This window comes from Citrobacter sp. Cpo089, from assembly GCF_030332695.1.
GTDB lineage: Bacteria > Pseudomonadota > Gammaproteobacteria > Enterobacterales > Enterobacteriaceae > Citrobacter > Citrobacter portucalensis.
The window spans coordinates 258,035-284,906 of the sequence record NZ_JAOWHJ010000067.1; the positions used below are offsets into that span (position 1 = coordinate 258,035).

Here is a 26,872-nt window from a genome sequence, read left to right on the forward strand (position 1 = left end):
CTCGGTTTTCTGATGATTGCTGCGGTGGTGCTTTGCGCGAGCGTCGCCGCGGTATCAGGCGCGTATCACCTGGATGCACAGCAGGTTCTGAATCTCGTGGCCGGTACAGATGGCGTTCCAATGCAGGACAAAATCGTCTTCTGGCAAATCCGCCTGCCGCGCATACTGGCTGCATTGCTGCTCGGCGCGGCGCTGGCGGGCGCAGGAACCACCTATCAGGGTATGTTCCGCAACCCGCTGGTCTCACCGGATATTCTCGGCGTGGCGGCGGGTGCGGGTTTAGGTGCCTGTTTAGCAATCCTGTTAGGTTTACCGATCCTGTTCATTCAGCTGTATGCGTTCATGGGCGGTTTATTCGTGGTCGCCGGTGTCTGGTTAATTACCCGGCGAGTCAAGCGACACGACCCGGTGTTAACACTGGTGCTGGTCGGGATTGCGCTGGGTACGGTATGCGGTGCGGGAATTTCACTCATCAAAACGCTGGCCGACCCGTATACCCAACTCCCCTCTATCACTTTCTGGCTGCTTGGCGGTTTATCGACGATCACGCTGCACGACCTGTGGTTCTCGGCACCGCTGATCTTCGCAGGACTCGTCCCGCTATTGCTGCTGCGCTGGCGCATGAACCTGCTCACCCTGTCGGATGATGAAGCACGATCGCTTGGGATCAACGTCTCGCGATTGCGGCTGGGACTGATCGTCTGCGCTACGTTAATCACCGCCTGTACCGTTGCCATCGCGGGCATTATCGGCTGGATTGGGCTGGTTGTACCGCACATCGGCAGACTCCTCAGTGGCAATAACCACCAGCAGTTGCTGCCGGTTTCCATGGGGGTCGGTGCCATTTTGCTACTGCTCACCGATACTCTTGCCCGCACGCTGAGCAGCACAGAAATCCCGCTGGGGATCCTGACGGCATTTATTGGCGCACCGTTCTTTTTGCTGCTTTTGCTACGGGGAAATCGCCCATGACGCTTCTGACCCTCCGCCATGCGTCGTTGGGATACCACAGTCACCAGCCCGTGTTACGCGATGTCTCATTTCAGGTTTCGCCCGGCTCCGTCTGTTGTCTGATTGGGGCCAACGGCAGTGGAAAAACCACCCTGATGCGCACCATTCTCGGCGTTCTTTCGCCGCTTCACGGTGACATTCTGCTTGATGGCGTCGCCATAAATCATCTCAGCGATCGGCAACGCGCCGCCGCTATCGCCTGGGTTCCTCAGGCACATGACGGCGCGTTTGCCTTCACTGCGCTGGACATGGTGATGATGGGGCTGGCCCCGCAATTGGCGGCATTTGCGGTTCCCGGCGCTAAAGAGCGTGAAAATGCGCACCAGCAGATGACGATGCTGGGAATCTCTCACCTGGCGCCCCGACGCTGGAACACGCTGAGCGGCGGAGAGCGGCAACTGGTGTTAATTGCCCGCGCGCTGGCGCAGCGTCCGCGTCTTTTGTTGCTGGATGAACCCGCTTCCAGCCTGGATTTTGGGCATCAAATCCGTCTGCTCGACACGCTAGTGACGCTGAAAAACTCGGGTATGGCCCTGCTGATGTCGACCCATCATCCGTTGCACGCCCGGGCAATCGCCGACAGCGTGGTACGCGTTGAACCGAACGGTGCAGTGTCGCAGGGGCTTCCTGAACAGCAGCTCGCCACCGATCGTCTGGCTGCGCTGTATCGCGTTACACCGTCACAAATCGCCCATCACCTCTTTGGCTCACACAATTAAGGAATAAGAATGCTCATTGACGACATTGATTTTGCCGATCTTTACCGTAAACAGTTACAGCTGGCGAAAAGAACAGAGAAAAAACCGGAGCACTGGGATAAGCGTGCGGAAAAAATGGCAGAGAATTGCGCCTCATTAACCGACAGCTATCTGCTACAGCTGTTGGGAAAAATCGACCTGAAAGGGGCGGAGTCGCTGTTTGATATGGGCTGCGGTCCCGGTACGGTTTCGCTTGCGTTGGCTAAAAAGATGCCAATAGTTTACGGAGTAGATTACAGCCAGGGAATGCTTGGCGTAGCTGCCCGCCGCGCTGCGCAAATGAACGCCCGTCACGTGCAGTGGGTGCAGCGGGCCTGGGAGGAACACTGGGATGATTTACCCCAGTGCGATATCGCCGTCGCTTCGCGCTCTACGCTGGTTGCCGATATGCGCCAGGCGATGACCAAACTGAATAATCAGGCCCGACTGCGGGTTTACACCACTCATCTCGTCAGTTCATCTTTCGTTTCCCCCACCATTCAGCGTGCACTGGGCCGCGAAGTGATTGAGCTTCCCAACTATATCTATGCGCTTAATGTCCTGTATCAGATGGGGATCCACGCGCATGTTGATTTTATCCGCGGACCCAACTGCCAGCAGGACAACAGTACCTGGACGCGTTTTCTGGAAAACGTGCGCTGGAGTATGGGTGAACTGAGCGCCGACGAGGTCGAACGTCTGGAAACCTGGTATCAACAGCAGGATCCACGCACGATTGCCCCCGCCAGCCGTGACTGGGCGCTTATCTGGTGGGACAGCGTTCCGCGGGAGGCACTGCAATGATCTACTTTTCGCAGGCGCAAACCGACGCGCTGCTGCTGGAAGATATTCAGGGCGGCGACCTGACTACCCGCGCGTTGGGTATTGGCGCACAGCCGGGCGTTATGGAATTTTACCATCGCCAGGGCGGGTGCGTTAGCGGCACCGCCGTTGCCAGGCAAATGCTCGCCTCATTAGGGCTGACCATCAGCGACATGGTTGCCGATGGTGAACAGGTAAGTGCAGGACAGCGATTGATTTGCGCACATGGGAATGCGGCGGCGCTGCATCAGGGCTGGAAAGCGGTACAAAATGTCCTGGAATGGAGCTGCGGGGTTTCGGGCTATCTTGAGTGCATGTTGAGCCAACTGCGCCAACGCTATCCTGATGGGCAGATTGCCTGTACCCGCAAAGCCATTCCCGGCACGCGTTTGTTGGCGACTCAGGCAATACTCGCCGCGGGAGGCATTATCCATCGCGGAGGATGCGCCGAAACGGTACTGCTGTTTGCTAATCACCGTCATTTTCTTACCAACCCAAACGACTGGGCCGGCGCGATTGCGCGCTTACGCAGCCATGCGCCAGAAAAAAAGATCGTGGTTGAAGCAGATACACCAGATGAGGCATTAGCCGCGCTTCGCGCCGCGCCTGATGTCCTGCAACTCGACAAATTTACCCCTGAGCAAGCAACAGAAATTGTCCGCCAGGCACCTTTTCTGGCCCCCCATTGCACGCTGGCGCTGACTGGCGGCATTACCCTCGCCTCGCTGGCGAGTTATCTCGACTGTGGCATCAGACTTTTCATCACTTCCGCGCCTTACTACGCTCCGCCTGCGGATATCAAAGTTAGCCTGAGCCCGGACGCACGTGGCATATAACATTAATAAATGGACTAAAAATAATGAATTTCAACAAAAGTTGTCTTTACACAGCCCTGTCGTTTGCTTTCGCGCACAGTGCTTTGGCTGGGCAGGAAAGCGAAACCATGACCGTCTGGTCAAGCCCGGCCTCCGCGGCAACCACTACGGTTCTCGGCCAGGAAACGATGCAGCAACTGGATAAGCAAAACGTGGCGCAGGCGCTGAGCGTTGTCCCCGGCGTCGTGCTGCAAAAGTCAGGCAACCGCAATGAGCAGCAGGTGAAAGTCCGCGGTTTTGACAGCCGTCAGGTTCCCGTCTATTTTGACGGCGTGCCGGTATACATCCCCTATGACGGCAACCTCGATTTAGGCCGTTTTCTGACCTCCGATATCGCTTCGGTTGAAGTCTCCAAAGGCTACTCGTCTCTGCTACAAGGGCCGAACCAGATGGGCGGCGCCATCAATATCACCACCAAAAGACCTACCAAACCGGTTGAAGGCAGCATTGGCTATCGCCAGGGCTGGAGTCGTAGCAAAGACAACGCCCACGATATGCATGCTTCATTTGGCGCCAGCAACGATCTCGGTTACATCCAGCTCAGCGGCAGTCAGTTGAAGCAGGATTTCCTTGGCCTACCGCATGGCGTGGACAACCCTATTGCGGGCAGCAACGGCAAGATTGCCAACTCCTCCGCCGATGATAAACGCGGCATCGTGAAGCTGGGCTTTACCCCACGTGGTGATGACGAATATGTGCTGACCTATATTAATCAGGACGGTGAAAAAGATAACCCTCCGTACGCTGGAACCAGCAGTCAGAAATCACGCTACTGGCAATGGCCACAGTACGATAAAGAGAGCTATTACTATCAGGGAACGACCCATCTGGGCGACCGTTTTACCCTGAAAAGCCGTCTGTATCGCGACACATTTGAAAATACGTTGATGATGTACAACTCGCTTGCCGATCTGAAAAACAAAAAAGGCAGCTACAGTCATTATTCAGACTATAGCGATGGGGCTGGTCTGCAGCTCGCTGCGGATATGCGTGAAAACGACCAGCTCTCTTTCGCGGTGAACTGGAAGGATGATGTTCACCGCGAGAAAGGCGCACCTAATGCGTCTTACGACCGTTACGAAGACCGCACCTGGTCCGTTGCCAGCGAATACCAGTGGGCAGCGGCGGATAATGTCGATGTAGTGGCGGGAATAAGCTATGACTGGCGCGACAGTCTGGAAGGCATGAAGCACGAGAAAAATGGCAGCGTCACCCACTATGATGACAACAATCAGTCGGCCTTCAACTGGCAGATGATGACCAAATATCACTTTGAAAATTCAGACACATTAGCGCTGTCCTACTCTGACAGAACGCGTTTCCCGACGTTGAAAGAGCGCTACATAACCTCGAAACCGGCCTATAACCAGGTGGCGCTGGTCAATCCGCAGCTTAAACCGGAACGCGCCCGCAGCGTGGATCTGACCTGGAATGGTTCACTTGGCAAAGACTGGGGATTCGAAGCCAGCGTCTATTACAACCGCATCAGCGATGCCATTCTTTCGCACAATATTGATGCCGATACCATCCAGAATCAGAACAGCGGCCGGGTGGATTACACCGGTCTGGATGCAGGCGTTAAAGGTAAAGTCTTTGATATGCTGGATGTTGGGCTGAGCTATGGCCTGATTCATGCGGATGTCAAACGCAGCGACATCGGCAAAATAACCGATTTGCCGACGCAAACCCTCACCGCATGGATGACGCTGAAACCGTGGGATCCGCTGAGCATTACGCTGTCTGAAGAGGCCCGCTCATCGAGCTATAGCAATAGCGACGGCTCGCAGAAAGCCGCAGGTTTCGCCATTACCCATTTACGCGCCGACTACGCCATCGGTCACGGGTTTAGCGTCAACGCTTCGGTCAATAACCTGTTCGATACACAATACGTGTACAGCGAAGGATTTATCGAAGAAGGCCGTAATTACTGGGCTGGGATTGAGTACCAGTTCTGACTTAGCCATATAGAGAAACGGCCCCCACAGGGGCCGTTCGATTAATCTCGTCGTACAAGCCGGAAGACACCCAGCACAACAATCGCGCCGACCACGGCCACCAGGAAGCTGTGGAGATTAAACCCGCTGACATCGCCGCCAATACCAAACATCGTTGCCAGCCATCCACCGACCACAGCACCGACGACACCCAGAATACAGGTCAGGATAAATCCCCCGCCATCGCGCCCCGGCATAATCAGTTTGGCGATAACCCCCGCAATCAGACCAAAAATAATCCAGGCAATAATTCCCATTTTCAGGCCCTCTTTCCAGTGAACGCACGCGCAAGACATTCCTGCGCCAGCACTTAAAGTATAGGCAAGCCGTCGCGACATGCTTTTATCACGCAGACTTAATTCATTGGGTTTGGTAAAAAATTTCATCCATTTGTATTAAGTTCCGTCGATTGATGCCGATAACCCAACGACAAACCAGGCATCCAGGAGTCATTAGGTGTGAGTAACTACAATGAGCAGTTCCTGAAGCAAAATCCGTTAGCGGTGTTAGGTGTACTTCGGGACTTAAAGTCGCAGCAGGTTCCACTGCGTATCTCCTGGTCGGGCGGCCAGTTCATCAGCAAAGTTCTGGCCGTCAGCCCGGACGAGCTGGTCATGGATTTTGGCAGCCAGGAATATGAAAACCAGGCCGTACAGCGGGCCAGCCAGATCTCGATTATCGCCGAAACGCAGGGAGCCAAAGTAGAATTCACCCTGCCACAGCTGAAAAAAGGCGAGTATCAGCAACTGCCGGCGTTTATTTCATCCTTGCCGCCTTCTCTGTGGTTTGTGCAGCGTCGCGAATATTTCCGCATCGGCGCTCCGCTGCATCCTCCCTATCGCTGCACGGCAAAAATGCCGGACAACAGCACGCTGTGCTTTCGCTTATTCGATTTATCGCTTGGCGGTATGGGCGGGCTGTTAGAAACGGCAAAACCAGAAGGACTGGTAGAAGGTATACGCTTCGCGCAGGTTGAACTGAATATGGAGCAATGGGGGGTGTATCACGTTGACGCCCAGCTCATTTCCATTAGCGAGCGCAAAGTTATCGACAGCAAAAACGAAACCATTACCACTCCCCGCCTGAGCTTTCGTTTTCTCAACGTCGGCTCGGCGGTGGAGCGGAACTTACAGCGGATTATTTTTTCCCTTGAACGCGAGGCCCGGGAAAAATCGAATAAGGTGCGCGAGTAAACTCACACGAACTACATCACATCCAGCGCTTGTTGAAGCTTCCAGATATAGCGCGGGGCCTGCGGCGCCGGATGATTGTCCGCAACATGTTCAATAAATTCATCCGGGCTGAGATCGTTGATCTTATTGATGGCTTTCTTCCTGTCGGAAGAGAACGTTCGCAGCAATGCGCCCGCGCCGTTGGCGTACGATACTACCAGCGCATACTGCATCACCTGCGGATCTTCAATCCCGGCCAGCGGCCCGGTTTCGAGAATACTCAGGTATGCGGCCCCCATGGAGATATTGCGTTCGGGGTTTTTCAACTCGCTGGTCGACGGCTCTCCGCTCCAACCCATGCGGCGATAAACATCGCGTCCTGAAGTTGAGGCTTTCAACTGCATCAGACCAATCGCATTGGACTTACTGACCGCATTCGGATTTCCGCCTGATTCAATGGCAATAATAGCGGTAATCAATTGTGGACTGACACCCCAGGCCGCACCGGCTTTTTCACTGATCGGCATCCATTGCATTGCGCGTTTAACCGGAACTTCAGCATTCCACGGCGGGTTTTTGTAATCATGTTTTGAACTACAGCCCGCAAGTAATACAACCAAAAAAGCAAACCATCTCAATTTCACGTCATCTATCCTTATAGCCGGAACCTGTCGCTGAGGTGACAACGACATACCTACGCGGCATGATATACATTTGGTTTTAGTTGTAGCAAGGAAATGCCATGTCCCGGTTTCACTTAATTGCCCCGTCGGGCTACTGTATCAATCAGCAGGCTGCCTTACGTGGGCTTGCGCGTCTTATTGAGGCCGGTCATCAGGTCGACAATTCAGCAGTCATTGCGCGCCGCTGCCAGCGTTTTGCAGGTACAGAGGCAGAAAGGCTTGCTGATGTTAACTCGCTCGTTAATCTGAAAACCCCCGATACTATTGTGATGGCGGTACGCGGCGGCTATGGCGCGAGCCGTTTACTGGCAGAAATTGACTGGCAGGGGCTGGCAGCCCGCCAGCAACAAGATCCGTTGCTGCTGTGCGGACACAGCGATTTTACGGCGATCCAGTGTGGTCTGCTGGCACAGGGGAATGTGATTAGCTTCAGCGGCCCGATGCTGGCGGCGAACTTCGGCGCCGAAGAAATGAACGCATTCACCGAGTACCATTTCTGGCAGGCTTTGCGTAATGCCCAATTTACTCTCGAATGGCAGGGTGAGGGTCCGCAGTGCGCAACTGAAGGTACACTGTGGGGCGGAAATCTGGCGATGATCATTTCGCTGATGGGTACACCGTGGATGCCGGCTATCAAAAACGGCATTTTGGTGCTGGAAGACATTAACGAGCATCCATTCCGTGTCGAGCGTATGCTGCTGCAGCTATACCACGCCGGAATACTGGCCCAGCAAAACGCCATTATTCTTGGCAGTTTTAGCGGTAGCGCACCCAATGATTACGATGCCGGTTACAATCTTGATTCAGTTTGTGATTTTCTGCGCGCCAGATTATCAGTACCGTTGATCTGCGGCCTCGATTTTGGCCATGAACAACGCACTGTCACCTTGCCTTTGGGAGCCAATGCGGTGCTGAAAAATGATAAAAACGGCACTCAGCTCACCTTAAGTGGGCATCCGGTACTAAAATCGTAAAAAAAGCGGCTAATAGGGCTAAGTAAAACGCTGTTTCTGTCATTATTATGGTAGGGTTTATTAATACGAAACAGCGTAATTCAGGAGTAACCGAACGTTGGATGCCGCAGCAATTATTAGCCTTTTTATTTTGGGTTCCGTTCTCGTCACCTGCAGTATCTTACTCAGTTCATTCTCATCACGTCTCGGTATCCCAATTCTGGTGATATTTCTCGCTATCGGTATGTTAGCGGGCGTGGATGGTATAGGCGGCATACCTTTCGATAACTATCCATTCGCCTACATGGTGAGTAACCTGGCACTGGCGGTTATCCTGCTCGACGGCGGGATGCGCACCCAGGCCAGCTCTTTTCGCGTTGCGTTAGGCCCGGCGCTATCGTTGGCGACGGTCGGTGTGCTGATTACTTCCGGACTCACCGGCATGATGGCCGCGTGGCTGTTTCATCTGGATCTTATCGAAGGACTCCTGATTGGCGCGATTGTTGGTTCAACCGACGCCGCGGCGGTCTTTTCCCTGCTTGGCGGTAAGGGGCTTAACGAACGCGTTGGCTCTACGCTGGAAATTGAATCCGGCAGTAATGACCCGATGGCCGTGTTTTTGACCATCACGCTCATCGCCATGATCCAAAACCACGAGACCGGTTTAAGCTGGATGTTCGCGGTGCACATTATCCAGCAGTTTGGCTTAGGCATCATTATCGGTCTTGGCGGTGGATATATGCTCCAGCAGATGATTAACCGCATTTCGCTGCCTGCCGGACTATATCCGCTATTGGCGTTAAGCGGTGGGATCCTGATTTTTGCCCTGACCACTGCGCTGGAAGGCAGCGGTATTCTGGCGGTTTATCTGTGTGGTTTCCTGCTGGGTAATCGCCCTATTCGCAACCGGTTTGGCATTCTGCAAAACTTCGACGGTCTGGCCTGGCTGGCGCAAATCGCCATGTTCCTGGTGCTCGGACTGCTGGTTACGCCATCCGACCTGCTGCCTATCGCAATCCCGGCACTGATTTTGTCTGCGTGGATGATATTCATTGCCCGCCCGCTTTCGGTCTTCGCGGGACTGCTGCCGTTTCGTGGCTTTAATTTGCGCGAGCGCATTTTCATCAGTTGGGTGGGTCTGCGCGGTGCGGTACCCATCATCCTCGCCGTCTTCCCAATGATGGCGGGTCTGGAGAACGCGCGCCTGTTCTTTAACGTCGCCTTCTTCGTGGTACTTATCTCGTTGCTGTTTCAGGGAACGTCGCTTTCATGGGCTGCTAAAAAAGCCAAAGTGGTGGTCCCTCCCGTCGGCTGGCCCGTGTCGCGCATTGGTCTGGATATTCATCCGGATAACCCGTGGGAGCAGTTTGTTTATCAGCTCAGCGCGGATAAGTGGTGTGTGGGCGCCGCACTGCGCGACCTGCATATGCCGGAAGAAACGCGAATAGCCGCCCTGTTTCGTGACAACGTGCTGTTTCACCCCTCCGGCAGTACGCGTCTTCGCGAAGGCGATGTATTGTGTGTTATTGGCCGCGAGCGCGATCTCCCGGCTCTTGGCAAGCTGTTCAGCCAGTCGCCACCTGTGTCGTTAGACCAGCGCTTCTTCGGTGATTTTATTCTTGAAGCCAGCGCAAAATATGCCGATGTGGCGCTGATTTATGGCCTGGATGATGGCACCGAATATCGTGATAAGCAACAAACGCTGGGTGAAATTGTCCAGCATCTGCTTGGTGCCGCGCCGGTCGTCGGTGACCAGGTGGAATTCGCTGGTATGATCTGGACTGTGGCCGAGAAAGAAGATAATGCAGTGCTGAAGGTTGGTGTTCGCGTTGCTGAAGATGAGGATGAGTAAAGCGGATGTTTTTGCCGGGTGGCGGCTGCGCCTTACCCGGCCTACAAAATGCACTAAATAAAGTTACACCGTCACAACTGGCACGCGCAGCGCCAGAGAACACATTAACTCGTAGCCTACCGTACCTGCGGCGGTGGCCACATCGTCAATTTTAATCTCTTTGCCCCACAGCTCTACCGGCGTCCCGATCCCTGCCTGCGGGCACGGTGTCAGATCTACCGCCAACATATCCATTGAGACTGTCCCCACCGTCCCGGTACGTACACCATCCACCAGCACAGGCGTTCCGCTTGGCGCATGGCGTGGATAACCGTCTGCATAGCCGGTCGCTACAATGCCAATGCGCTGCTCGCCGCTGGCAGTGTAACGTCCACCGTAGCCCACCCGATCGCCAGCTTTCAGCGTTTGTATTCCGATTATCTCGCTGCTCAAAGTCATCACTGGCTTCAGGCCGGTGTTAGCGATGTCTCGCCATTGTCCCGAAGGCGATGCGCCATACAAAATAATGCCCGGACGAACCCAGTCATAATGCGCTTCAGGGTGCCACAGCGTGGCGGCCGAATTCGACAGCGATCGTCTGCACTCCAGCCCTTCAGTTGCCTGCGCAATACGCGCCATAGCTTCCTGAATACCTTCCGGGTGCTCTGCATCGGCAAAATGCGACATCAGCGTCATTTCACCGACGTTGGGCATCGACCGCAGCTGTTGCCAGACCGTGGGAACTCTTTCCGGTAAAAACCCAAGCCGGTTCATACCACTGTTCACCTTCAGGTAAACATCGAGCGGCGCCTTCAGGCGCGCATTCTGCAATGCTTTTAGCTGCCAGTTACTGTGTACACAGGTGGTTAGTCGATAATTGTCATATACAGTCAGGTCTTCAGCGTGGAAAAAACCCTCCAGCATGAGTATCGGGCCTTTCCATCCACGCTCGCGTAGGGTTATCGCCTCTTCAAGATTGAGCATGGCAAAACCATCGGTTGTGCCCAACGCATTCCAGACGCGTTCAATACCGTGTCCATACGCATTGGCTTTTACCACCGACCAGACGCGGGCGTCCGGCGCGGCCTGGCGGGTAATGGTCAGATTTTGTTTCAACGCCTGCAGGTCAATGCTGGCCAGTATCGGGCGGGTCATCTCACGTCCTTATCAGTTATGTGCGCCATGTAAATGCCGTGGACGAGAGGGGGTAAACCCCGGACTGTAACGCGCCACGCTCAGATCGTCATAAGGAATGGCTGGCGTGCGGCCAGAAAGGATATCGCTCAGCAGCTGACCGGAGCCGCAGGCCATGGTCCAACCCAGCGTGCCGTGGCCGGTATTGAGCAGCAGATTCTTAAAGCGGGTGCGCCCCACCACCGGCGTTCCGTCCGGCGTCATCGGACGCAGTCCGGTCCAGAAGGTTGCCTGTTCCACATGACCGCCGCGCGGGAAGAGATCGCGTACGACCATTTCCAGCGTTTCACGACGAGGTTGTAGCAGTTCTGTATTAAAGCCGACAATCTCCGCCATACCGCCTACGCGAATACGATTGTCAAAGCGGGTAATAGCGATTTTGTAGGTTTCATCAAGGATAGTAGAAACCGGCGCACCGTCGTCTTGCGCCACCGGAATGGTCAACGAATAGCCTTTGAGCGGATAGACCGGGATATCAACGATCCCTTTCAGCATTGCCGTGGAGTACGAACCAAACGCCATCACATAGGCATCGGCTTTAACTATCTCTTCGCCGCACTGGACGCCATAAATCTGCTCACCATCGCTCAGCAGCTTATCGACCGGGGTATTAAAGCGAAACTTAACGCCTGCCTGCTCCGCCATCTGCGCCAGACGCTGGGTAAACAGCTGGCAGTCGCCGGTTTCATCATTCGGTAAGCGCAGACCACCGGTCAGTTTGTGCGCCACTTCTGCCAGTGCGGGTTCGACTTCCGCCAGACGGTTTGCTTCCAGCAGTTGATATGGCACGCCAGCGTCTTCGAGCACGGCGATGTCGCGAGTGGCATTCTCATACTGTTGGGCAGTACGGAAAAGTTGCAGGGTTCCGCCCTGACGTCCTTCGTACTCGATACCGGTAGAGGCGCGCAGCGCTTTCAGGCAATCACGGCTGTATTCCGCCAGCCGCACCATGCGTCCTTTATTTTCCATATAGTGGCTGGTGTCGCAGTTGCGCAGCATCTGCCACATCCATTTCAACTGGAACTGGGTTCCGTCAAGACGGACGGCCAGCGGAGCGTGGCGCTGAAACATCCACTTAATTGCTTTTAGCGGTACGCCTGGTGCCGCCCATGGTGCTGCATAACCTGGAGAGATTTGCCCCGCGTTCGCCGCACTGGTTTCCAGTGCCGGACCGGGCTCACGATCAATGACGGTGACATCGTGTCCAGCCTGACTTAAGTACCAGGCGCTAGTCACGCCAACGACACCACTTCCCAGTATGACAACTCGCATAGCCACTCCGTTAACAGTAAAAGAACAATCATCTAATTACATCTTGATAACTCAGTTGAAAATATTATTCAACATATGGCTTTTTTATGGTGACTTACCTCACATATAGCGGTGATGGCTGGGGACTCTCCGCTTTGGCATCTCCTGCTGTGCGTTATTTTTATCCAGCATAAAATTTTGCGGCCATGCCATTTTTCGACGCCAAGCTAACGTGAAATCGCAAAGAAAAAATTTCTGCCGCAGCACGTTTTTTAACACCATGATCTATGCTTGACATGAGGTACTCCAGACAGAGAGTGCCGCCAACAATGAGGGTGCGCGAATGGCTACGATTGATTCCATGAACAAGGACAGCACACGGTTAAGCGATGGACCCGACTGGACGTTTGATCTGCTGGATGTCTATCTGGCAGAGATAGACCGCGTGGCGAAACTCTACAAACTGGACACCTACCCGCACCAAATCGAGGTGATCACCTCCGAACAGATGATGGACGCTTACTCCAGCGTCGGGATGCCGATCAACTATCCTCACTGGTCGTTTGGTAAAAAGTTTATTGAAACCGAGCGCTTGTATAAGCATGGTCAGCAGGGACTGGCCTATGAGATTGTTATCAACTCCAATCCGTGTATCGCGTATCTGATGGAGGAGAACACCATCACCATGCAGGCGCTGGTGATGGCGCATGCCTGCTACGGACACAACTCCTTCTTCAAAAACAACTACCTGTTCCGAAGCTGGACGGATGCCAGTTCCATTGTCGATTACCTGATCTTCGCGCGAAACTATATAACCCAGTGTGAAGAGCGTTACGGCGTGGATGAAGTCGAAAAGCTGCTCGACTCCTGCCATGCGCTGATGAACTACGGCGTTGACCGTTACAAACGCCCGCAAAAAATCTCCCTACAGGAAGAGAAAGCCCGTCAGAAAAGCCGTGAAGAGTATCTGCAAAGCCAGGTGAATATGTTGTGGCGCACGCTGCCGAAGAAAGAGGAAGAGAAAACTGTGGCGGAAGCCCGGCGTTATCCCTCTGAGCCACAGGAAAACCTGCTGTACTTCATGGAGAAGAACGCCCCGCTGCTGGAGTCCTGGCAACGCGAAGTGCTGCGCATTGTACGCAAGGTCAGCCAGTATTTTTATCCGCAGAAACAGACGCAGGTGATGAACGAAGGCTGGGCCACTTTCTGGCATTACACCATCCTGAACCACCTTTATGATGAGGGTAAAGTCACCGAGCGGTTTATGCTGGAGTTTCTGCATAGCCATACCAATGTGGTATTTCAGCCGCCCTACAACAGCCCGTGGTATAGCGGGATAAACCCTTATGCCCTGGGGTTTGCCATGTTCCAGGATATCAAACGTATTTGTCAGTCGCCGACCGAGGAGGACAAATACTGGTTCCCGGACATAGCGGGTTCTGACTGGCTGGAAACCCTGCATTTCGCGATGCGCGATTTCAAAGATGAGAGCTTTATCAGCCAGTTCCTGTCACCAAAGGTGATGCGTGATTTCCGTCTGTTCACCGTGCTGGATGACGATCGTCACAACTACCTGGAGATATCTGCGATTCATAATGAGGAAGGATATCGTGAGATCCGCAACAGGTTGTCGTCGCAATACAACCTCAGCAACCTGGAGCCGAATATTCAAATCTGGAACGTCGATCTGCGTGGCGACCGTTCGCTCACCTTACGCTACATTCCGCATAACCGCGCGCCGCTGGATAAAGGACGCAAAGAAGTGCTCAAGCACGTACACCGGCTTTGGGGTTTTGACGTGATGCTGGAGCAACAGAATGAAGATGGCAGCGTGGAGCTGTTGGAGCGTTGCCCGCCAAGGATGAACGGTCTGTAAATCTTATTACCGGAGGCGGTGTAAACACCATATCCGGCCTACGAAGTGCACGTATTGTAGGCCGGATAAGACGCTTTGGCGTCGCCATCCGGCATGGAGCGATTAACGGCCCTGAATAGCTAAGTCGCCCGGCAGGCTCTTCTGCATACGATGCCAAATTTCGCCGCTGTCGTGACCATAGCGGCGCACCGTTTCATACACCTGCTCATGAGCGCCCTGCTCGCAGAGTTCTGACAGTTTACGGTAGAAGCTCAGCGCCAGCGCGCGCGCTTCCGGATTGGCAAAATAATGACGGCCAATGCGGGTATATAATCCTTTCATACCGTTGAGGATCAAACCGTAAATCGGATTGCCGGAGGCAAATGCCAGACCGCGGAAAATGTTATAATCCAGATCGGCAAATGCGTCAGCGTGGTCGGCCACCTGATTTGCCGTCGCCAGAACCTCCTGCGCTTTATCAGGATGCTGGCGAAACGCAGTACGAACAAAGATCGTTGAAATATTGGTACGCACAGACAGCAGATTATCAATCAACTGCGGGACACTCTCGTGATCGAGACGCGCCAGCGTTTCAAGAATATTCAGCCCGGAGGTTTCCCAGAAGTTATTCACCTTCGTCGGTTTGCCGTGTTGAATGGTCAACCAGCCATCTCGCGCCAACCGCTGCAATACTTCGCGTAGCGTGGTACGTGTCACCCCAATAAGTTCGGAGAGTTCACGTTCAGCGGGCAAAATAGTGCCAGGTGGGAAGCGGTTATTCCAGATACTTTCAATGATGTATTCTTCCGCGAACCCAGCCGGGCTTTGCGCCTTAATGACCATAGTAAAAATTCCATTACACAGCAAAACATAGTTACACACATCATACCAGATGGGTATCTTAGCTGATAGCTGACGCAATGAAGAAAAAGTGGATCAAGGCTTCATTTTCCAAATAACGCTACAGTACAGCCAACCTTGTCAGTCTCGTGAATAGCTTGCCTGTACTCCCTCCTCCCGCTAAGCTTTGCGGTCAAACATAAAAACATGATTTCATTTTTAAAGGTAGGGAAATCACCATGGAGCTATCATGGGGCCGCGCGATGTGGCGCAATTTTTTAGGTCAATCACCAGACTGGTACAAACTTGCACTGCTTGTCTTCTTAGTCGTCAACCCGATTATTTTTTTCATCAACCCTTTTATCGCCGGCTGGTTGCTGGTGGCCGAGTTCATTTTCACGCTGGCGATGGCGTTAAAATGCTACCCACTGCTGCCAGGCGGGCTGTTGGCTATCGAAGCTGTCATTATTGGCATGACCAGCGCCACGCATGTGCGTGAAGAGGTTGCCGCAAACCTTGAGGTGTTATTGCTGCTGATGTTTATGGTGGCAGGCATCTACTTTATGAAGCAGTTATTACTGTTTATTTTCACGCGTCTGCTGCTCACTATTCGCTCCAAGACGCTGCTGTCGCTGTCTTTTTGTGTTGCAGCCGCTTTCCTCTCGGCGTTCCTCGATGCGTTGACCGTCGTGGCCGTGGTGATCAGCGTTGCGGTCGGTTTTTATGGTATCTACCATCGCGTTGCTTCTTCTCGCGCGGAAGACAACAACATGCTCGATGACAGCCATATCGATCAGCACAATAAAGTCGTACTTGAGCAGTTCCGCGGTTTTCTGCGTAGCCTGATGATGCACGCGGGTGTCGGTACGGCGTTAGGCGGCGTGATGACCATGGTGGGCGAACCACAAAACCTGATTATCGCCAAAGCAGCTGGCTGGCATTTTGGTGACTTCTTCCTGCGCATGTCGCCGGTTACCGTCCCGGTACTGATTTGCGGCCTGTTAACCTGTGTGCTGGTCGAGAAATTACGCTGGTTTGGCTATGGCGAAACGCTGCCGGAGACCGTCCGTGATGTCCTGCAACAGTTTGACGATCAGAGCCGCCAACAACGTACCCGTCAGGACAAAATCAAACTGATTGTCCAGGCGATTATTGGCGTCTGGCTGGTCGTTGCTTTGGCCCTGCACCTGGCAGAAGTCGGATTGATCGGTTTGTCGGTCATCATTCTGGCAACCTCGTTGACCGGCGTCACCGACGAACATGCGATAGGTAAAGCCTTTACCGAGTCGCTACCCTTCACCGCGCTGCTGACCGTGTTCTTCTCTATTGTCGCGGTGATTATCGATCAACAGCTCTTTTCGCCGATAATTCAGTTTGTTTTGCAGTCTTCTGAGCATGCTCAACTGACGCTGTTTTATCTCTTCAACGGCCTGCTGTCTTCGATCTCTGATAACGTTTTTGTCGGCACTATTTACATTAACGAAGCCAAAGCCGCACTGGAACAAGGGACCATCAGCCTCAACCAGTACGAACTGTTAGCGGTAGCGATTAATACCGGGACCAACCTGCCTTCCGTGGCCACACCAAACGGTCAGGCGGCGTTCCTGTTCCTGCTGACCTCCGCGCTGGCACCATTGATTCGCCTCTCTTATGGCCGCATGGTGTGGATGGCCCTGCCGTATACTCTCGTCCTGACGCTCGTTGGTCTGCTTTGCGTCGAGTTCACGCTGGTACCGGTGACCGAGTGGATGACTCAAACGGGCTGGTTAGCTACACTTTCATAACAATTAACCGGGCAAATCACTGCCCGGTTTGACTTTTTGCATGATAAATATCCGATTACGCAAATTTTCAATTCCCGCTAGTGGCGCATAAAGTGAATTGGTTTAAACTGCGGTCTCTACGCATGTTGCAGGGAAATGATTATGTTGCGATTTTTAAACCAGTGCTCCCGAGGTCGTGGAGCATGGTTATTGTTGGCGTTAACCGCCTTTGCGCTGGAGCTCGTCGCGCTGTGGTTCCAGCACGTCATGCTGCTAAAACCTTGCGTGTTGTGTATTTACGAACGTAGCGCATTATTCGGCGTGATGGGTGCAGGGCTGGTTGGTGCTATCGCACCAAAAACACCGCTGCGCTATGTGGCGATGATAATCTGGATTTACAGTGCCTGGCGCGGACTTCAGTTAGCGTATGAGCACACCATGATTCAGCTGCACCCATCACCGTTTATGACCTGTGATTTTGCCGCACGCTTCCCAAGCTGGCTGCCACTGGACAAATGGCTGCCGCAGGTGTTTTTAGCGTCCGGTGACTGTGCTGAGCGCCAGTGGTCTTTTTTAACCCTGGAAATGCCGCAGTGGCTGTTGGGGATCTTCGCCGCCTACCTGGTGGTCGCCGTGCTGGTGGTGATAGCACAGCCGTTCAAACCGAAAAAACGTGACCTCTTCGGTCGCTAATAGAGACGCTCCTTCGGGAGCGTTTTTTTTGCCTTAAATTCATTGCCTGCTGGCATCTATAAGATGTATATTAAATACATCTTATAGATGCCACACCAAGGAGATGTCTTATGTCCCATTTACGCATCCCGGCAAACTGGAAAGTTAAACGCTCTACTCCCTTCTTTACCAAAGACAACGTCCCTGCAGCACTGCTTTCTCACCATAACACTGCAGCAGGCGTTTTTGGCCAGCTTTGTGTGATGGAAGGTACGGTAACGTATTACGGCTTTGCCAATGAAGACGCAAAAGAGCCTGAAGTAAAAGTGGTGATTAATGCCGGTCAGTTTGCGACCAGTCCACCGCAGTATTGGCATCGCGTTGAATTAAGCGACGACGCTCAATTCAACATCAATTTCTGGGTTGAAGATGACAACCATGGAGATGAGATGTATCAGGCGAAAAAGTCCTAAGCCTTAACGCCTGCTAATCGATGGGCGGCTTAGTCCGCCCATGAAGGTTTGTTCAGAATATGATCCTGCCAGTCACGCACTTCCGATTCTTTCACCGCAATATGACGTACTGAAATACGTTCACCGTGCATCGCCGCTTTTGATCCCGTCAGCAGTGGATGCCACTCCGGCAGCCCTTTACCTTCCGCTAGCAGACGATACGCACAGGTCATCGGCAGCCATTCAAAGGTAGGCAGATTATCGCGCGTCAGTTTGATACAGTCAGGCTCGTACTCGAATCGACGTTCGTAATTACGGCACTGACAGGTTTTGATATTGAGCTGCTTACACGCGACGTTAGTAAAATAGATTTCGTCGGTGTCTTCATCCATCAGCTTATGCAGGCAGCATTGACCACACCCGTCACATAATGACTCCCACTCGGCATCGGTCATTTCATCCAGGGTTTTACTTTGCCAGAAAGGTATGTCGCTCATCAGGGTATCCGCTATTGCAATAAAGCTGCACCTTATAACCAGTCTGGCACGCTGATGCAAGTTTTGCCGCCCGAAAAGGCGGCAAGAAGAGATTACAGCACGCGTGTCGTCAGCGTTTGACCATGAAAACTGATAGCCAGTTCATCACCGCTGTTTAACGGCCCAACGCCCGCTGGCGTCCCCGTCAACACAACATCGCCCGCTTTGAGGGTAAAGAAACGACTCATGTAGGCAATCAAAGGAACGATTTGATGGATCATATCCGCCGTGGTGCCGTGCTGACGCTGTTCACCGTTGACCGTTAATCCGAGCATCGTATCCTGTGGATCGCCGTTAAACTCCGCCACCGGAATAAACCCTGACAGCGGGCAAGAGTTATCAAAACCCTTCGCTTTTTCCCATGGCTGCCCCGCCTTCTTCATTTTGCCCTGAATATCACGCAGGGTCAGATCCAACGCGACGCCATAGCCCGCGATGGCTTTGCGCACATGTTCTTCCGTCGCCTGACGTAAGGTCGCGCCAATCAAAACAGCCAGCTCAACTTCATGGTGAACCGAACCCATATCAGATGGGATAACCAGCGGCTGACGCAAATCGCACAGCGCGGTTTCCGGTTTAATAAACAGCACCGGCTCTTCCGGAGGCGTTCCACCCATCTCTTTAATATGGTTGGCATAGTTACTCCCTACGCAAACCACCTTACTCACCGGATAATCCAGCAGAGCACCATGCCAGTTATGATGTTGATACATTACTTTCCCCTAACGTAGTTATCAATTTCAGGTACTGCATCGATGGGGCGTGCTGCTGCCGGATGCAGTTTAACGTTTATCGTCTGGTGTATTTTGTTTCGTCGCGGCCAGATGCTGTTTAAGTAAATCTTCTGGCGGCGGTGGTATTTGTAAATAATAGCCCTGCTCGGTGAGTGCCTGTTTTACTTTTTCCAGATCGGCATTAACCAGCTTTTTACGGCCATCAAGCGGCAACATCATTGCCAGCGTCGGCTGACCAAATCCTTTCATCAGTTCTTCAGGAACTCGCGAGAAATCGTCTTTTTTTTCGACATATAAATAGGTCTGGTCACGTTTACTGCTTCGGTAGATCACACAAAACATATCTTTTACTCTGAATTCACGGAATGGTGGCTTGCCTCAATATAATACTGACTATAACATGCCTTATAGTCTTCGGAATATCACCCCGCGCTGGGGATGATAAATAGCAAATTGAGTAAGGCCAGGATGTCAAACACGCCAATCGAGCTTAAAGGCAGTAGCTTCACCTTATCCGTGGTTCATTTACATGAAGCAGAACCCGAGGTTATTCGTCAGGCGTTGGAAGACAAAATCGCGCAGGCACCTGCTTTTTTAAAACATGCTCCCGTAGTGGTTAACGTGAGTGGTCTTGAAAGCCCGGTAAACTGGTCAGCGCTGCAGAAGGTTGTCGCGTCTACCGGATTGCGCATTATCGGCGTTAGCGGATGCAAAGACGCCAGACTCAAGGCTGAAATCGACGAAATGGGTCTTCCTTTACTGACTGAAGGTAAAGAAAAAGCTATTCGTCCTGCGCCCGTTGAGGCCCCGGCTCCCGTCGCTCCGCCACAAAACGTTACTCCCATCACAAAAACACGATTAATAAATGTGCCGGTTCGTTCCGGTCAGCGCATTTATGCACCACAATGTGATCTGATTGTTACAAGCCACGTCAGTGCAGGCGCAGAGCTTATCGCTGATGGCAATATTCATGTTTATGGAATGATGAGAGGCCGTGCGTTGGCAGGCGCAAGCGGTGACCGGGAAGCGCAAATTTTTTGTACCCATCTGACGGCAGAACTGGTGTCTATCGCAGGTGTTTATTGGCTGAGTGATAAAATCCCAGCAGAATTTTATGGCAAAGCGGCACGTCTGCAATTAGCAGAAAACGCTTTGACAGTTCAACCGTTGAATTGATCCCTTTTTAACAAGGAATTTCTATGGCACGCATTATTGTTGTTACTTCGGGTAAAGGGGGCGTTGGCAAAACCACCTCCAGCGCGGCCATCGCTACAGGTTTGGCCCAGAAGGGAAAGAAAACTGTCGTTATTGATTTTGATATCGGCCTGCGTAATCTTGATCTGATTATGGGTTGTGAACGCCGCGTCGTTTACGACTTCGTCAACGTTATTCAGGGCGATGCGTCGTTAAATCAGGCGCTAATCAAAGATAAGCGTACCGAAAATCTCTTTATTCTTCCGGCCTCACAAACTCGCGATAAAGACGCGTTGACGCGTGAAGGCGTCGCGAAAGTTCTGGACGATCTGAAAACGATGGAATTCGACTTCATCGTCTGCGACTCTCCGGCGGGTATTGAAACCGGTGCGCTGATGGCCCTCTATTTTGCCGATGAAGCGATTATTACCACCAACCCGGAAGTCTCCTCTGTACGTGACTCTGACCGTATTCTGGGTATTCTGGCGTCGAAATCTCGTCGCGCGGAAAACGGTGAAGATCCAATTAAAGAGCATCTGCTGCTTACGCGCTACAACCCTGGCCGCGTAAATAAAGGTGACATGCTGAGCATGGAAGACGTACTGGAAATTCTGCGAATCAAGCTGGTTGGCGTGATTCCTGAAGATCAGTCAGTCCTGCGCGCGTCTAACCAGGGTGAGCCGGTTATTCTCGACATCAATGCTGATGCCGGTAAAGCCTATGCTGATACCGTAGACCGTCTGTTGGGAGAAGAACGTCCTTTCCGCTTCATTGAAGAAGAGAAGAAAGGTTTCCTCAAACGCCTGTTCGGAGGATAAGTTATGGCATTACTGGATTTTTTTCTCTCGCGGAAAAAGAGCACAGCGAACATCGCTAAAGAGCGACTGCAGATTATTGTTGCGGAACGTCGTCGTAGTGACGCCGAGCCACATTATTTACCGCAGCTGCGCAAGGATATTCTCGACGTTATCTGCAAGTATGTACAAATTGATCCCGAAATGGTCACGGTACAACTTGAACAAAAAGACGGCGATATTTCGATCCTCGAACTTAACGTGACATTACCTGAAGCGGAAGAGTCTAAATAAGCTCTTCTGTCGCTAAATCATGGTTACGAAAAAGGCAGATTATTCTGCCTTTTTTATTTTCTATCTCTGACTAACCTATCGAGCATTTATTCCAAAGTAAACTTTGGGTAGTTTTCGGCAAAATAGCGGCGCAAATACTCAACCGTAATACGGATTTTTGCCGACGTCGCCAGCCGGGAGACATAAACCGCCCATATATTGGCGGGTTGATAATACTCAGGCAATATATGCACCAGATGTCCGCTGGCAATGTTGTCGCAAACGTCCCACCACGAACGCAAAGCAATTCCCTGCCCATCCAGACACCATTGATGTACCACTTCGCCATGGTTAGACGACAGCGGCCCCGTAACCTTTATTGAGTGTGCGCCCTCTTTATTACGCATTTGCCAGATACCAAACGGATGGTCGCGTTCTTTAATAACCAGGCAGGGAAAAGTAGAAAGATCGTTCAGTTGTTTCGGCACTCCATGCTGCGCCACAAATTCCGGCGAGGCGCACAGAATACGGTAGTTAGTCGCCAGCTTGCGGGCAATCAGGTTCGGCGCGATATCATCCCCGATACGAATATCAAGATCGACGCCCTCATTGACCATATCTACCAGACGGTCTTCAACATCGAACCTCAGTTCTAACTGCGGGTACTCTTTTGCCAGCGCAGACAGCGCCGGAGCGACCACCCGGCGGCCAAAACCAAAGCTACTGATAATTCGTAGCATCCCCTGCGGGATCTGCCTGGCATCGGACAGCTCGTCCATCATCTGATCGACATCCTGCAGGATCCGCTGTGCCCATTCGTAGATCCGCTCCCCCTCTTCCGTGATGGTTACGCGCCGCGTTGTTCGGTGCAACAGCACCACGTTCAGCGTTTGTTCCAACAGGGCAACGCGCTTACTGATAAAAGCCGGAGATACGCCCAGCTCTTCGGCAACGGCGGCAAATCCCGCACGACGGGCAACCAGCATAAAGACGCGTAAATCATTTAACAGCGGCAGATTATTCATGATCTGTGTTTTATGTTTCACCAGTTAGGGGGATTAACTATTAATCAGTCAATTATAGGATACGGGGAAAGTCAATTTTGATGGCGTACAAGTGAGAGCTGCTATGAAGAAAACCTGTCGTATTGCCGCTATCCCCGGAGATGGCATTGGTAAAGAAGTCCTGCCTGAAGGCATTCAGGTGTTGCAGGCAGCCGCCGAGCGTTGGGGGTTGTCACTCAGCTTTGAGCAAATGGAATGGGCCAGCTGCGAGTACTACGCCCATCACGGGAAGATGATGCCGGATGACTGGCATGAGCAGTTACAATCCTTCGATGCTATCTATTTTGGTGCCGTTGGCTGGCCGGAAACCGTACCGGACCACATCTCATTATGGGGTTCACTGCTTAAGTTTCGCCGCGAATTCGACCAGTATGTCAACCTGCGCCCGGTATGCCTGTTTCCAGGCGTACCTTGCCCGCTGGCAGGCAAGCAGCCTGGCGACATTGATTTCTATGTGGTGCGCGAGAACACCGAGGGAGAATACTCTTCACTCGGCGGACGCGTAAGCGAAGGTACAGAACACGAAGTGGTTATCCAGGAGTCGGTCTTCACCCGTCGCGGCGTGGATCGTATATTGCGTTACGCTTTCGAGCTGGCGCAAAACCGCCCGCGCAAAACCCTGACCTCGGCGACTAAATCCAATGGACTGGCCATCAGCATGCCGTACTGGGACGAGCGCGTGGAAGCAATGGCGGCTCACTATCCCGAGATCCGTTGGGATAAACAGCATATTGATATACTCTGCGCCCGCTTTGTGATGCAGCCGGAGCGTTTTGACGTGGTGGTTGCCTCCAACCTGTTTGGCGACATCCTTTCCGATCTGGGTCCAGCCTGTACCGGAACGATTGGCATTGCGCCTTCAGCCAACTTAAACCCGGAACGCACCTTCCCGTCCCTGTTCGAGCCAGTACACGGTTCGGCCCCCGATATCTACGGCAAGAACATCGCCAACCCTATAGCGACTATCTGGGCTGGCGCCATGATGCTCGACTTCCTTGGCAACGGTGATGCCAACTATAAAGCCGCCCACGACGGTATTCTGGCAGCAATTGAGCAAGTTATTGCCAGCGGCCCGAAAACGCCAGATATGAAAGGCAACGCCACCACCCAACAGGTAGGTGAAGCCATCGCTCAGGCACTGCGTTAGAGGTCAAACCACAAAATATGAGCCGCGTCACTGACGCGGCTTTTTTATGCGTTTTATGTCGCCAAAAACCTGCGCCAATTCACCTTTTATTATTTCCGTTCCGTGTTTTATTGCTTCACGTATCGGGCAATTGTTTAATTCATGTAAAGAACAAATAATAAAATTGTTAAATACAAAATCACTAATTCCCTACAGCATGATAACAACGACAGGCTAATGCCATACGCGGGCAACTGTGCCCAGGAGATCCCATGTTGAGCAACGTAAAGAAAAAAGACATGCCGCTGATAGCCATCAGCCTGGTGGCTATTCTTTTCATCGCCGCCACACTTAGTCTCTTCCCTCAGCAGTCTGCACAAGTTGCAAATACCCTTTTTAACGGCGTTACCCGGATGCTGGGTTCCGCCGTGCAGATCCTCGTTCTGATGGCGATGGGTCTGGTCGTCTGGCTGGCCACCAGCAAATACGGCAACATTCGTCTGGGAGAAGGAAAAGCGGAATACAGCACGCTGTCCTGGCTGTTTATGTTTATTTGTGCCGGACTAGGTTCCTCCACGCTCTACTGGGGCGTTGCTGAGTGGGCCTATTATTACCAGACCCCGGGTCTGAATATCGCTCCGCACTCGCAAAAAGCGCTGGAATACAGCTTACCCTACTCTTTTTTCCATTGGGGAATCAGCGCCTGGGCGACCTATACGCTGGCTTCATTAACCATGGCCTACCACTTTCATGTGCGGAAAAACAAAGGGCTGAGCCTGTCCGGAATAATCGCCGCTATCACCGGCGTGCATCCGCAGGGGGTGTGGGGCCGGCTGGTTGATTTGATGTTCCTGATCGCAACAGTTGGCGCGTTAACCATCTCTCTGGTTGTCACCGCCGCCACCTTTACCCGTGGTTTATCTGCTCTCACGGGTTTACCGGATAACTTCACCGTACAGGCGTTTGTTATCCTGTTCTCTGGCGGCATTTTCTGTCTGAGCTCCTGGATTGGCATCAACAACGGCTTGCAACGTCTGAGCAAAATGGTCGGCTGGGGGGCGTTTTTACTGCCGCTGCTGGTGCTGATTGTCGGCCCGACCGAATTCATCACCAATAACATCATCAACGCCATTGGTCTGACGACGCAAAACTTTTTGCAGATGAGCCTGTTCACCGATCCACTTGGCAACGGTGAGTTCACCCGCAACTGGACGGTGTTCTACTGGCTGTGGTGGATCTCCTACACCCCTGGCGTGGCAATGTTTGTCACTCGCGTATCCCGTGGTCGCAAAATCAAAGAGGTTATCTGGGCGTTAATCTTAGGTAGTACCGTTGGCTGCTGGTTCTTCTTTGGCGTGATGGAAAGCTACTCCATTCACCAGTTTGTGAACGGTGTGATCGACGTACCGCAGGTTATGGCCACGTTAGGCGGCGAAACAGCCGTACAGCAAGTGTTGATGTCGTTGCCTGCCGGGAAACTGTTCCTGGTGGCGTATCTGGCGATCATGATTATTTTTCTCGCCTCGCATATGGATGCCGTCGCCTACACCATGGCGGCCACCAGCACGCGTAACCTGCAGGAAGGGGAAGATCCGCAGCGTAGCTTACGTCTGTTCTGGTGCGTGGTCATCACCCTGATCCCCTTATCGATTTTATTCACCGGCGCGTCCCTGGAAACCATGAAGACCACGGTGGTTCTGACCGCACTTCCCTTCCTCGCCATTCTGTTGGTGAAGGTTGGCGGTTTTCTTCGTTGGGTACGGCAGGACTATGCCCACGTTCCTGCGCATCAAATTGAAAGTCATCTTCCCGAAACGCCAGTTAACGCCCCCGTTGCGCCACCGGCCGGGACATTACTCAAAGGCGACAATTAAGCGCCAGTAAAAAATCCTCTTACTCACAAATTAAAGGTATTCCAATGAGCAATCTGAGCCCTGAGTTTATTCTGCCGCAAAATTTCTGTGCCAACCCGCAGGACGCCTGGACTATCCCTGCCCGGTTCTATACCGACCATCAGGCCTTCGAGCACGAACAAGAGAAAGTGTTTGCTAAAAGCTGGATTTGCGTCGCCCACAGTAGCGAGCTGGCAAAGCCCAATGATTATGTTACCCGGGAAGTGATTGGCGAGAACATCGTGCTGGTACGGGGTCGCGATAACGTGCTGCGCGCGTTCTACAACGTTTGCCCGCATCGTGGTCATCAGCTGTTGAGCGGCGAAGGGAAAGCGAAAAATGTAATTACCTGCCCTTACCACGCATGGGCGTTCAAACTTGACGGCAATCTGGCACATGCGCGTAACTGCGAAAATGTCGCCAACTTCGACAGCGAAAAAGCGCACCTTACTCCTGTACGTCTGGAAGAGTATGCCGGATTCGTGTTTATCAACATGGATCCGAACGCGGGCAGCGTGGAAGAACAACTCCCAGGTCTTGCAGACAAAGTTATCGAAGCCTGCCCTGATGTGCATGACCTGAAGCTGGCGGCGCGCTTTACGACCCGAACTCCAGCCAACTGGAAGAATATTGTCGATAACTATCTGGAGTGCTACCACTGCGGCCCGGCTCACCCTGGTTTTTCCGACTCGGTTCAGGTTGATCGTTACTGGCATACTATGCACGGCAACTGGACGCTACAATACGGTTTCGCCAAACCGTCAGAGCAGTCATTTAAGTTCGAAGAAGGTGTTGATGCCGCCTTCCACGGTTTCTGGCTGTGGCCGTGCACCATGCTCAACGTTACGCCAATCAAAGGCATGATGACCGTTATCTATGAATTTCCAGTGGATGCAGAAACTACGCTGCAAAACTATGACATTTACTTCACCAACGAAGAGCTGACCGAAGAGCAGAAACAACTGATCGAATGGTATCGCAACGTCTTTCGTCCTGAAGATTTACGTCTGGTTGAAAGCGTGCAAAAGGGGCTGAAATCGCGCGGGTATCGCGGTCAGGGCCGCATTATGGCGGACACCAGCGGCAGCGGCATCTCCGAACATGGCATTGCCCATTTCCATAATCTGGTCGCGCAGGTGTTTCAGGAATAACCA

At 52.7% G+C, this 26,872-nt stretch carries 26 protein-coding genes and 2 pseudogenes; 18 read left to right on the forward strand and 10 right to left on the reverse strand.

The window, feature by feature from the left end:
• The first annotated feature begins 12 nt into the window (after nt 1-12).
• The 5 genes from OGX92_RS16990 to OGX92_RS17010 are packed head-to-tail and all read left to right on the forward strand — an operon-like array spanning nt 13 to nt 5,400.
• Nucleotides 13-972 (forward strand): FecCD family ABC transporter permease, encoded by a 960-nt coding sequence (locus OGX92_RS16990; RefSeq protein ID WP_373370766.1) that lies wholly within the window; start codon nt 13-15, stop codon nt 970-972.
• On the forward strand, nt 969-1,730 hold the full coding sequence (locus OGX92_RS16995) for an ABC transporter ATP-binding protein (RefSeq protein ID WP_003833537.1): 762 nt from the start codon (nt 969-971) through the stop codon (nt 1,728-1,730). Before OGX92_RS16990 ends, OGX92_RS16995 begins: the two co-directional genes overlap by 4 nt.
• A gap of 9 nt (nt 1,731-1,739) precedes the next feature.
• A complete protein-coding gene (locus OGX92_RS17000; RefSeq protein WP_164562680.1) occupies nt 1,740-2,552 on the forward strand; it encodes a class I SAM-dependent methyltransferase in 813 nt (270 codons plus the stop codon).
• Complete coding sequence (modD, locus tag OGX92_RS17005; RefSeq protein ID WP_149335206.1) at nt 2,549-3,406, forward strand: ModD protein; 858 nt, start codon at nt 2,549-2,551, stop codon at nt 3,404-3,406. Before OGX92_RS17000 ends, modD begins: the two co-directional genes overlap by 4 nt.
• A gap of 23 nt (nt 3,407-3,429) precedes the next feature.
• A complete protein-coding gene (locus tag OGX92_RS17010; protein WP_286586860.1) occupies nt 3,430-5,400 on the forward strand; it encodes a TonB-dependent receptor plug domain-containing protein in 1,971 nt (656 codons plus the stop codon).
• Between the two features lie 41 nt (nt 5,401-5,441).
• On the opposite strand, the gene OGX92_RS17015 is transcribed toward OGX92_RS17010, so the two are convergent.
• On the reverse strand, nt 5,442-5,696 hold the full coding sequence (locus OGX92_RS17015) for a GlsB/YeaQ/YmgE family stress response membrane protein (RefSeq protein WP_003020908.1): 255 nt from the start codon (nt 5,694-5,696) through the stop codon (nt 5,442-5,444).
• A 201-nt stretch (nt 5,697-5,897) separates the two neighbouring features.
• Here OGX92_RS17015 and ycgR point away from each other — a divergent pair, with 201 nt between their 5' ends.
• Nucleotides 5,898-6,632: a flagellar brake protein YcgR gene (gene ycgR / locus OGX92_RS17020; RefSeq protein WP_286586862.1), complete on the forward strand. Its 735-nt coding sequence runs from the start codon at nt 5,898-5,900 to the stop codon at nt 6,630-6,632.
• An 11-nt stretch (nt 6,633-6,643) separates the two neighbouring features.
• On the opposite strand, the gene emtA is transcribed toward ycgR, so the two are convergent.
• Nucleotides 6,644-7,255 (reverse strand): membrane-bound lytic murein transglycosylase EmtA, encoded by a 612-nt coding sequence (gene emtA / locus OGX92_RS17025; protein ID WP_003020914.1) that lies wholly within the window; start codon nt 7,253-7,255, stop codon nt 6,644-6,646.
• Between the two features lie 98 nt (nt 7,256-7,353).
• Between emtA and ldcA the strand changes: the two genes are divergently transcribed.
• Together ldcA and OGX92_RS17035 are read left to right on the forward strand one after the other, a co-directional pair.
• On the forward strand, nt 7,354-8,268 hold the full coding sequence (gene ldcA / locus OGX92_RS17030) for a muramoyltetrapeptide carboxypeptidase (protein WP_240389411.1): 915 nt from the start codon (nt 7,354-7,356) through the stop codon (nt 8,266-8,268).
• 97 nt (nt 8,269-8,365) lie between these two features.
• Nucleotides 8,366-10,081: pseudogene (locus tag OGX92_RS17035) on the forward strand (potassium/proton antiporter); the annotation flags it as partial.
• Here OGX92_RS17035 and OGX92_RS23615 read toward each other — a convergent pair.
• The 3 genes and pseudogenes from OGX92_RS23615 to OGX92_RS17045 all read right to left on the reverse strand — a co-directional run.
• Nucleotides 10,040-10,153, reverse strand: a pseudogene (locus tag OGX92_RS23615) (hypothetical protein); the annotation flags it as partial. The pseudogenes OGX92_RS17035 and OGX92_RS23615 overlap by 42 nt on opposite strands.
• A 9-nt stretch (nt 10,154-10,162) precedes the next feature.
• Nucleotides 10,163-11,233: a catabolic alanine racemase DadX gene (dadX, locus tag OGX92_RS17040; protein WP_240389410.1), complete on the reverse strand. Its 1,071-nt coding sequence runs from the start codon at nt 11,231-11,233 to the stop codon at nt 10,163-10,165.
• 12 nt (nt 11,234-11,245) lie between these two features.
• Nucleotides 11,246-12,544 (reverse strand): D-amino acid dehydrogenase, encoded by a 1,299-nt coding sequence (locus OGX92_RS17045; protein WP_003833553.1) that lies wholly within the window; start codon nt 12,542-12,544, stop codon nt 11,246-11,248.
• 322 nt (nt 12,545-12,866) lie between these two features.
• Between OGX92_RS17045 and OGX92_RS17050 the strand changes: the two genes are divergently transcribed.
• The gene (locus OGX92_RS17050) at nt 12,867-14,399 is read left to right on the forward strand and encodes a SpoVR family protein (protein ID WP_126957293.1); all 1,533 of its coding nucleotides are present in this window, start codon (nt 12,867-12,869) and stop codon (nt 14,397-14,399) included.
• A 102-nt stretch (nt 14,400-14,501) separates the two neighbouring features.
• Here OGX92_RS17050 and fadR read toward each other — a convergent pair whose 3' ends face one another.
• Nucleotides 14,502-15,221: a fatty acid metabolism transcriptional regulator FadR gene (gene fadR, locus OGX92_RS17055; protein ID WP_003833559.1), complete on the reverse strand. Its 720-nt coding sequence runs from the start codon at nt 15,219-15,221 to the stop codon at nt 14,502-14,504.
• Between the two features lie 236 nt (nt 15,222-15,457).
• Between fadR and nhaB the strand changes: the two genes are divergently transcribed.
• From nhaB to OGX92_RS17070, 3 genes are all read left to right on the forward strand, one after another.
• Entirely contained in the window at nt 15,458-17,002 is a 1,545-nt protein-coding gene (nhaB, locus tag OGX92_RS17060) for a Na(+)/H(+) antiporter NhaB (protein WP_003833561.1), read from the forward strand.
• A 141-nt stretch (nt 17,003-17,143) separates the two neighbouring features.
• Nucleotides 17,144-17,674, forward strand: a complete 531-nt coding sequence (gene dsbB, locus OGX92_RS17065) for a disulfide bond formation protein DsbB (protein WP_003844060.1) — start codon at nt 17,144-17,146, stop codon at nt 17,672-17,674.
• Nucleotides 17,675-17,784: 110 nt separating this feature from the next.
• Entirely contained in the window at nt 17,785-18,126 is a 342-nt protein-coding gene (locus OGX92_RS17070) for a TehB family protein (protein WP_003020940.1), read from the forward strand.
• Between the two features lie 29 nt (nt 18,127-18,155).
• Here the strand turns inward: OGX92_RS17070 and ycgN are convergent, their stop codons facing one another.
• The 3 genes from ycgN to OGX92_RS17085 form a co-directional block, all read right to left on the reverse strand.
• Nucleotides 18,156-18,602: a cysteine cluster protein YcgN gene (gene ycgN, locus OGX92_RS17075; protein WP_003020944.1), complete on the reverse strand. Its 447-nt coding sequence runs from the start codon at nt 18,600-18,602 to the stop codon at nt 18,156-18,158.
• A gap of 92 nt (nt 18,603-18,694) precedes the next feature.
• A complete protein-coding gene (locus OGX92_RS17080; protein ID WP_003833734.1) occupies nt 18,695-19,354 on the reverse strand; it encodes a fumarylacetoacetate hydrolase family protein in 660 nt (219 codons plus the stop codon).
• Between the two features lie 69 nt (nt 19,355-19,423).
• Complete coding sequence (locus OGX92_RS17085; RefSeq protein WP_003833735.1) at nt 19,424-19,717, reverse strand: YcgL domain-containing protein; 294 nt, start codon at nt 19,715-19,717, stop codon at nt 19,424-19,426.
• A 126-nt stretch (nt 19,718-19,843) separates the two neighbouring features.
• Between OGX92_RS17085 and minC the strand changes: the two genes are divergently transcribed.
• From minC to minE, 3 genes are read left to right on the forward strand one after another with little or no spacing between them, the layout of a single operon-like run.
• Entirely contained in the window at nt 19,844-20,551 is a 708-nt protein-coding gene (minC, locus tag OGX92_RS17090; RefSeq protein WP_003833736.1) for a septum site-determining protein MinC, read from the forward strand.
• A 23-nt stretch (nt 20,552-20,574) separates the two neighbouring features.
• Nucleotides 20,575-21,387: a septum site-determining protein MinD gene (minD, locus tag OGX92_RS17095; protein ID WP_003020956.1), complete on the forward strand. Its 813-nt coding sequence runs from the start codon at nt 20,575-20,577 to the stop codon at nt 21,385-21,387.
• 3 nt (nt 21,388-21,390) lie between these two features.
• On the forward strand, nt 21,391-21,657 hold the full coding sequence (gene minE, locus OGX92_RS17100; protein ID WP_003833739.1) for a cell division topological specificity factor MinE: 267 nt from the start codon (nt 21,391-21,393) through the stop codon (nt 21,655-21,657).
• An 86-nt stretch (nt 21,658-21,743) separates the two neighbouring features.
• On the opposite strand, the gene OGX92_RS17105 is transcribed toward minE, so the two are convergent.
• Entirely contained in the window at nt 21,744-22,661 is a 918-nt protein-coding gene (locus OGX92_RS17105; protein ID WP_003833741.1) for a LysR family transcriptional regulator, read from the reverse strand.
• Between the two features lie 103 nt (nt 22,662-22,764).
• Here OGX92_RS17105 and OGX92_RS17110 point away from each other — a divergent pair, with 103 nt between their 5' ends.
• The 3 genes from OGX92_RS17110 (at nt 22,765) to yeaW (ending at nt 26,869) form a co-directional block, all read left to right on the forward strand.
• The gene (locus tag OGX92_RS17110) at nt 22,765-23,847 is read left to right on the forward strand and encodes a tartrate dehydrogenase (RefSeq protein WP_286586865.1); all 1,083 of its coding nucleotides are present in this window, start codon (nt 22,765-22,767) and stop codon (nt 23,845-23,847) included.
• Between the two features lie 251 nt (nt 23,848-24,098).
• On the forward strand, nt 24,099-25,700 hold the full coding sequence (locus tag OGX92_RS17115) for a BCCT family transporter (RefSeq protein WP_003833745.1): 1,602 nt from the start codon (nt 24,099-24,101) through the stop codon (nt 25,698-25,700).
• A 44-nt stretch (nt 25,701-25,744) separates the two neighbouring features.
• Complete coding sequence (yeaW, locus tag OGX92_RS17120) at nt 25,745-26,869, forward strand: carnitine monooxygenase, oxygenase subunit YeaW (protein ID WP_003833746.1); 1,125 nt, start codon at nt 25,745-25,747, stop codon at nt 26,867-26,869.
• Nucleotides 26,870-26,872: the final 3 nt, after the last annotated feature.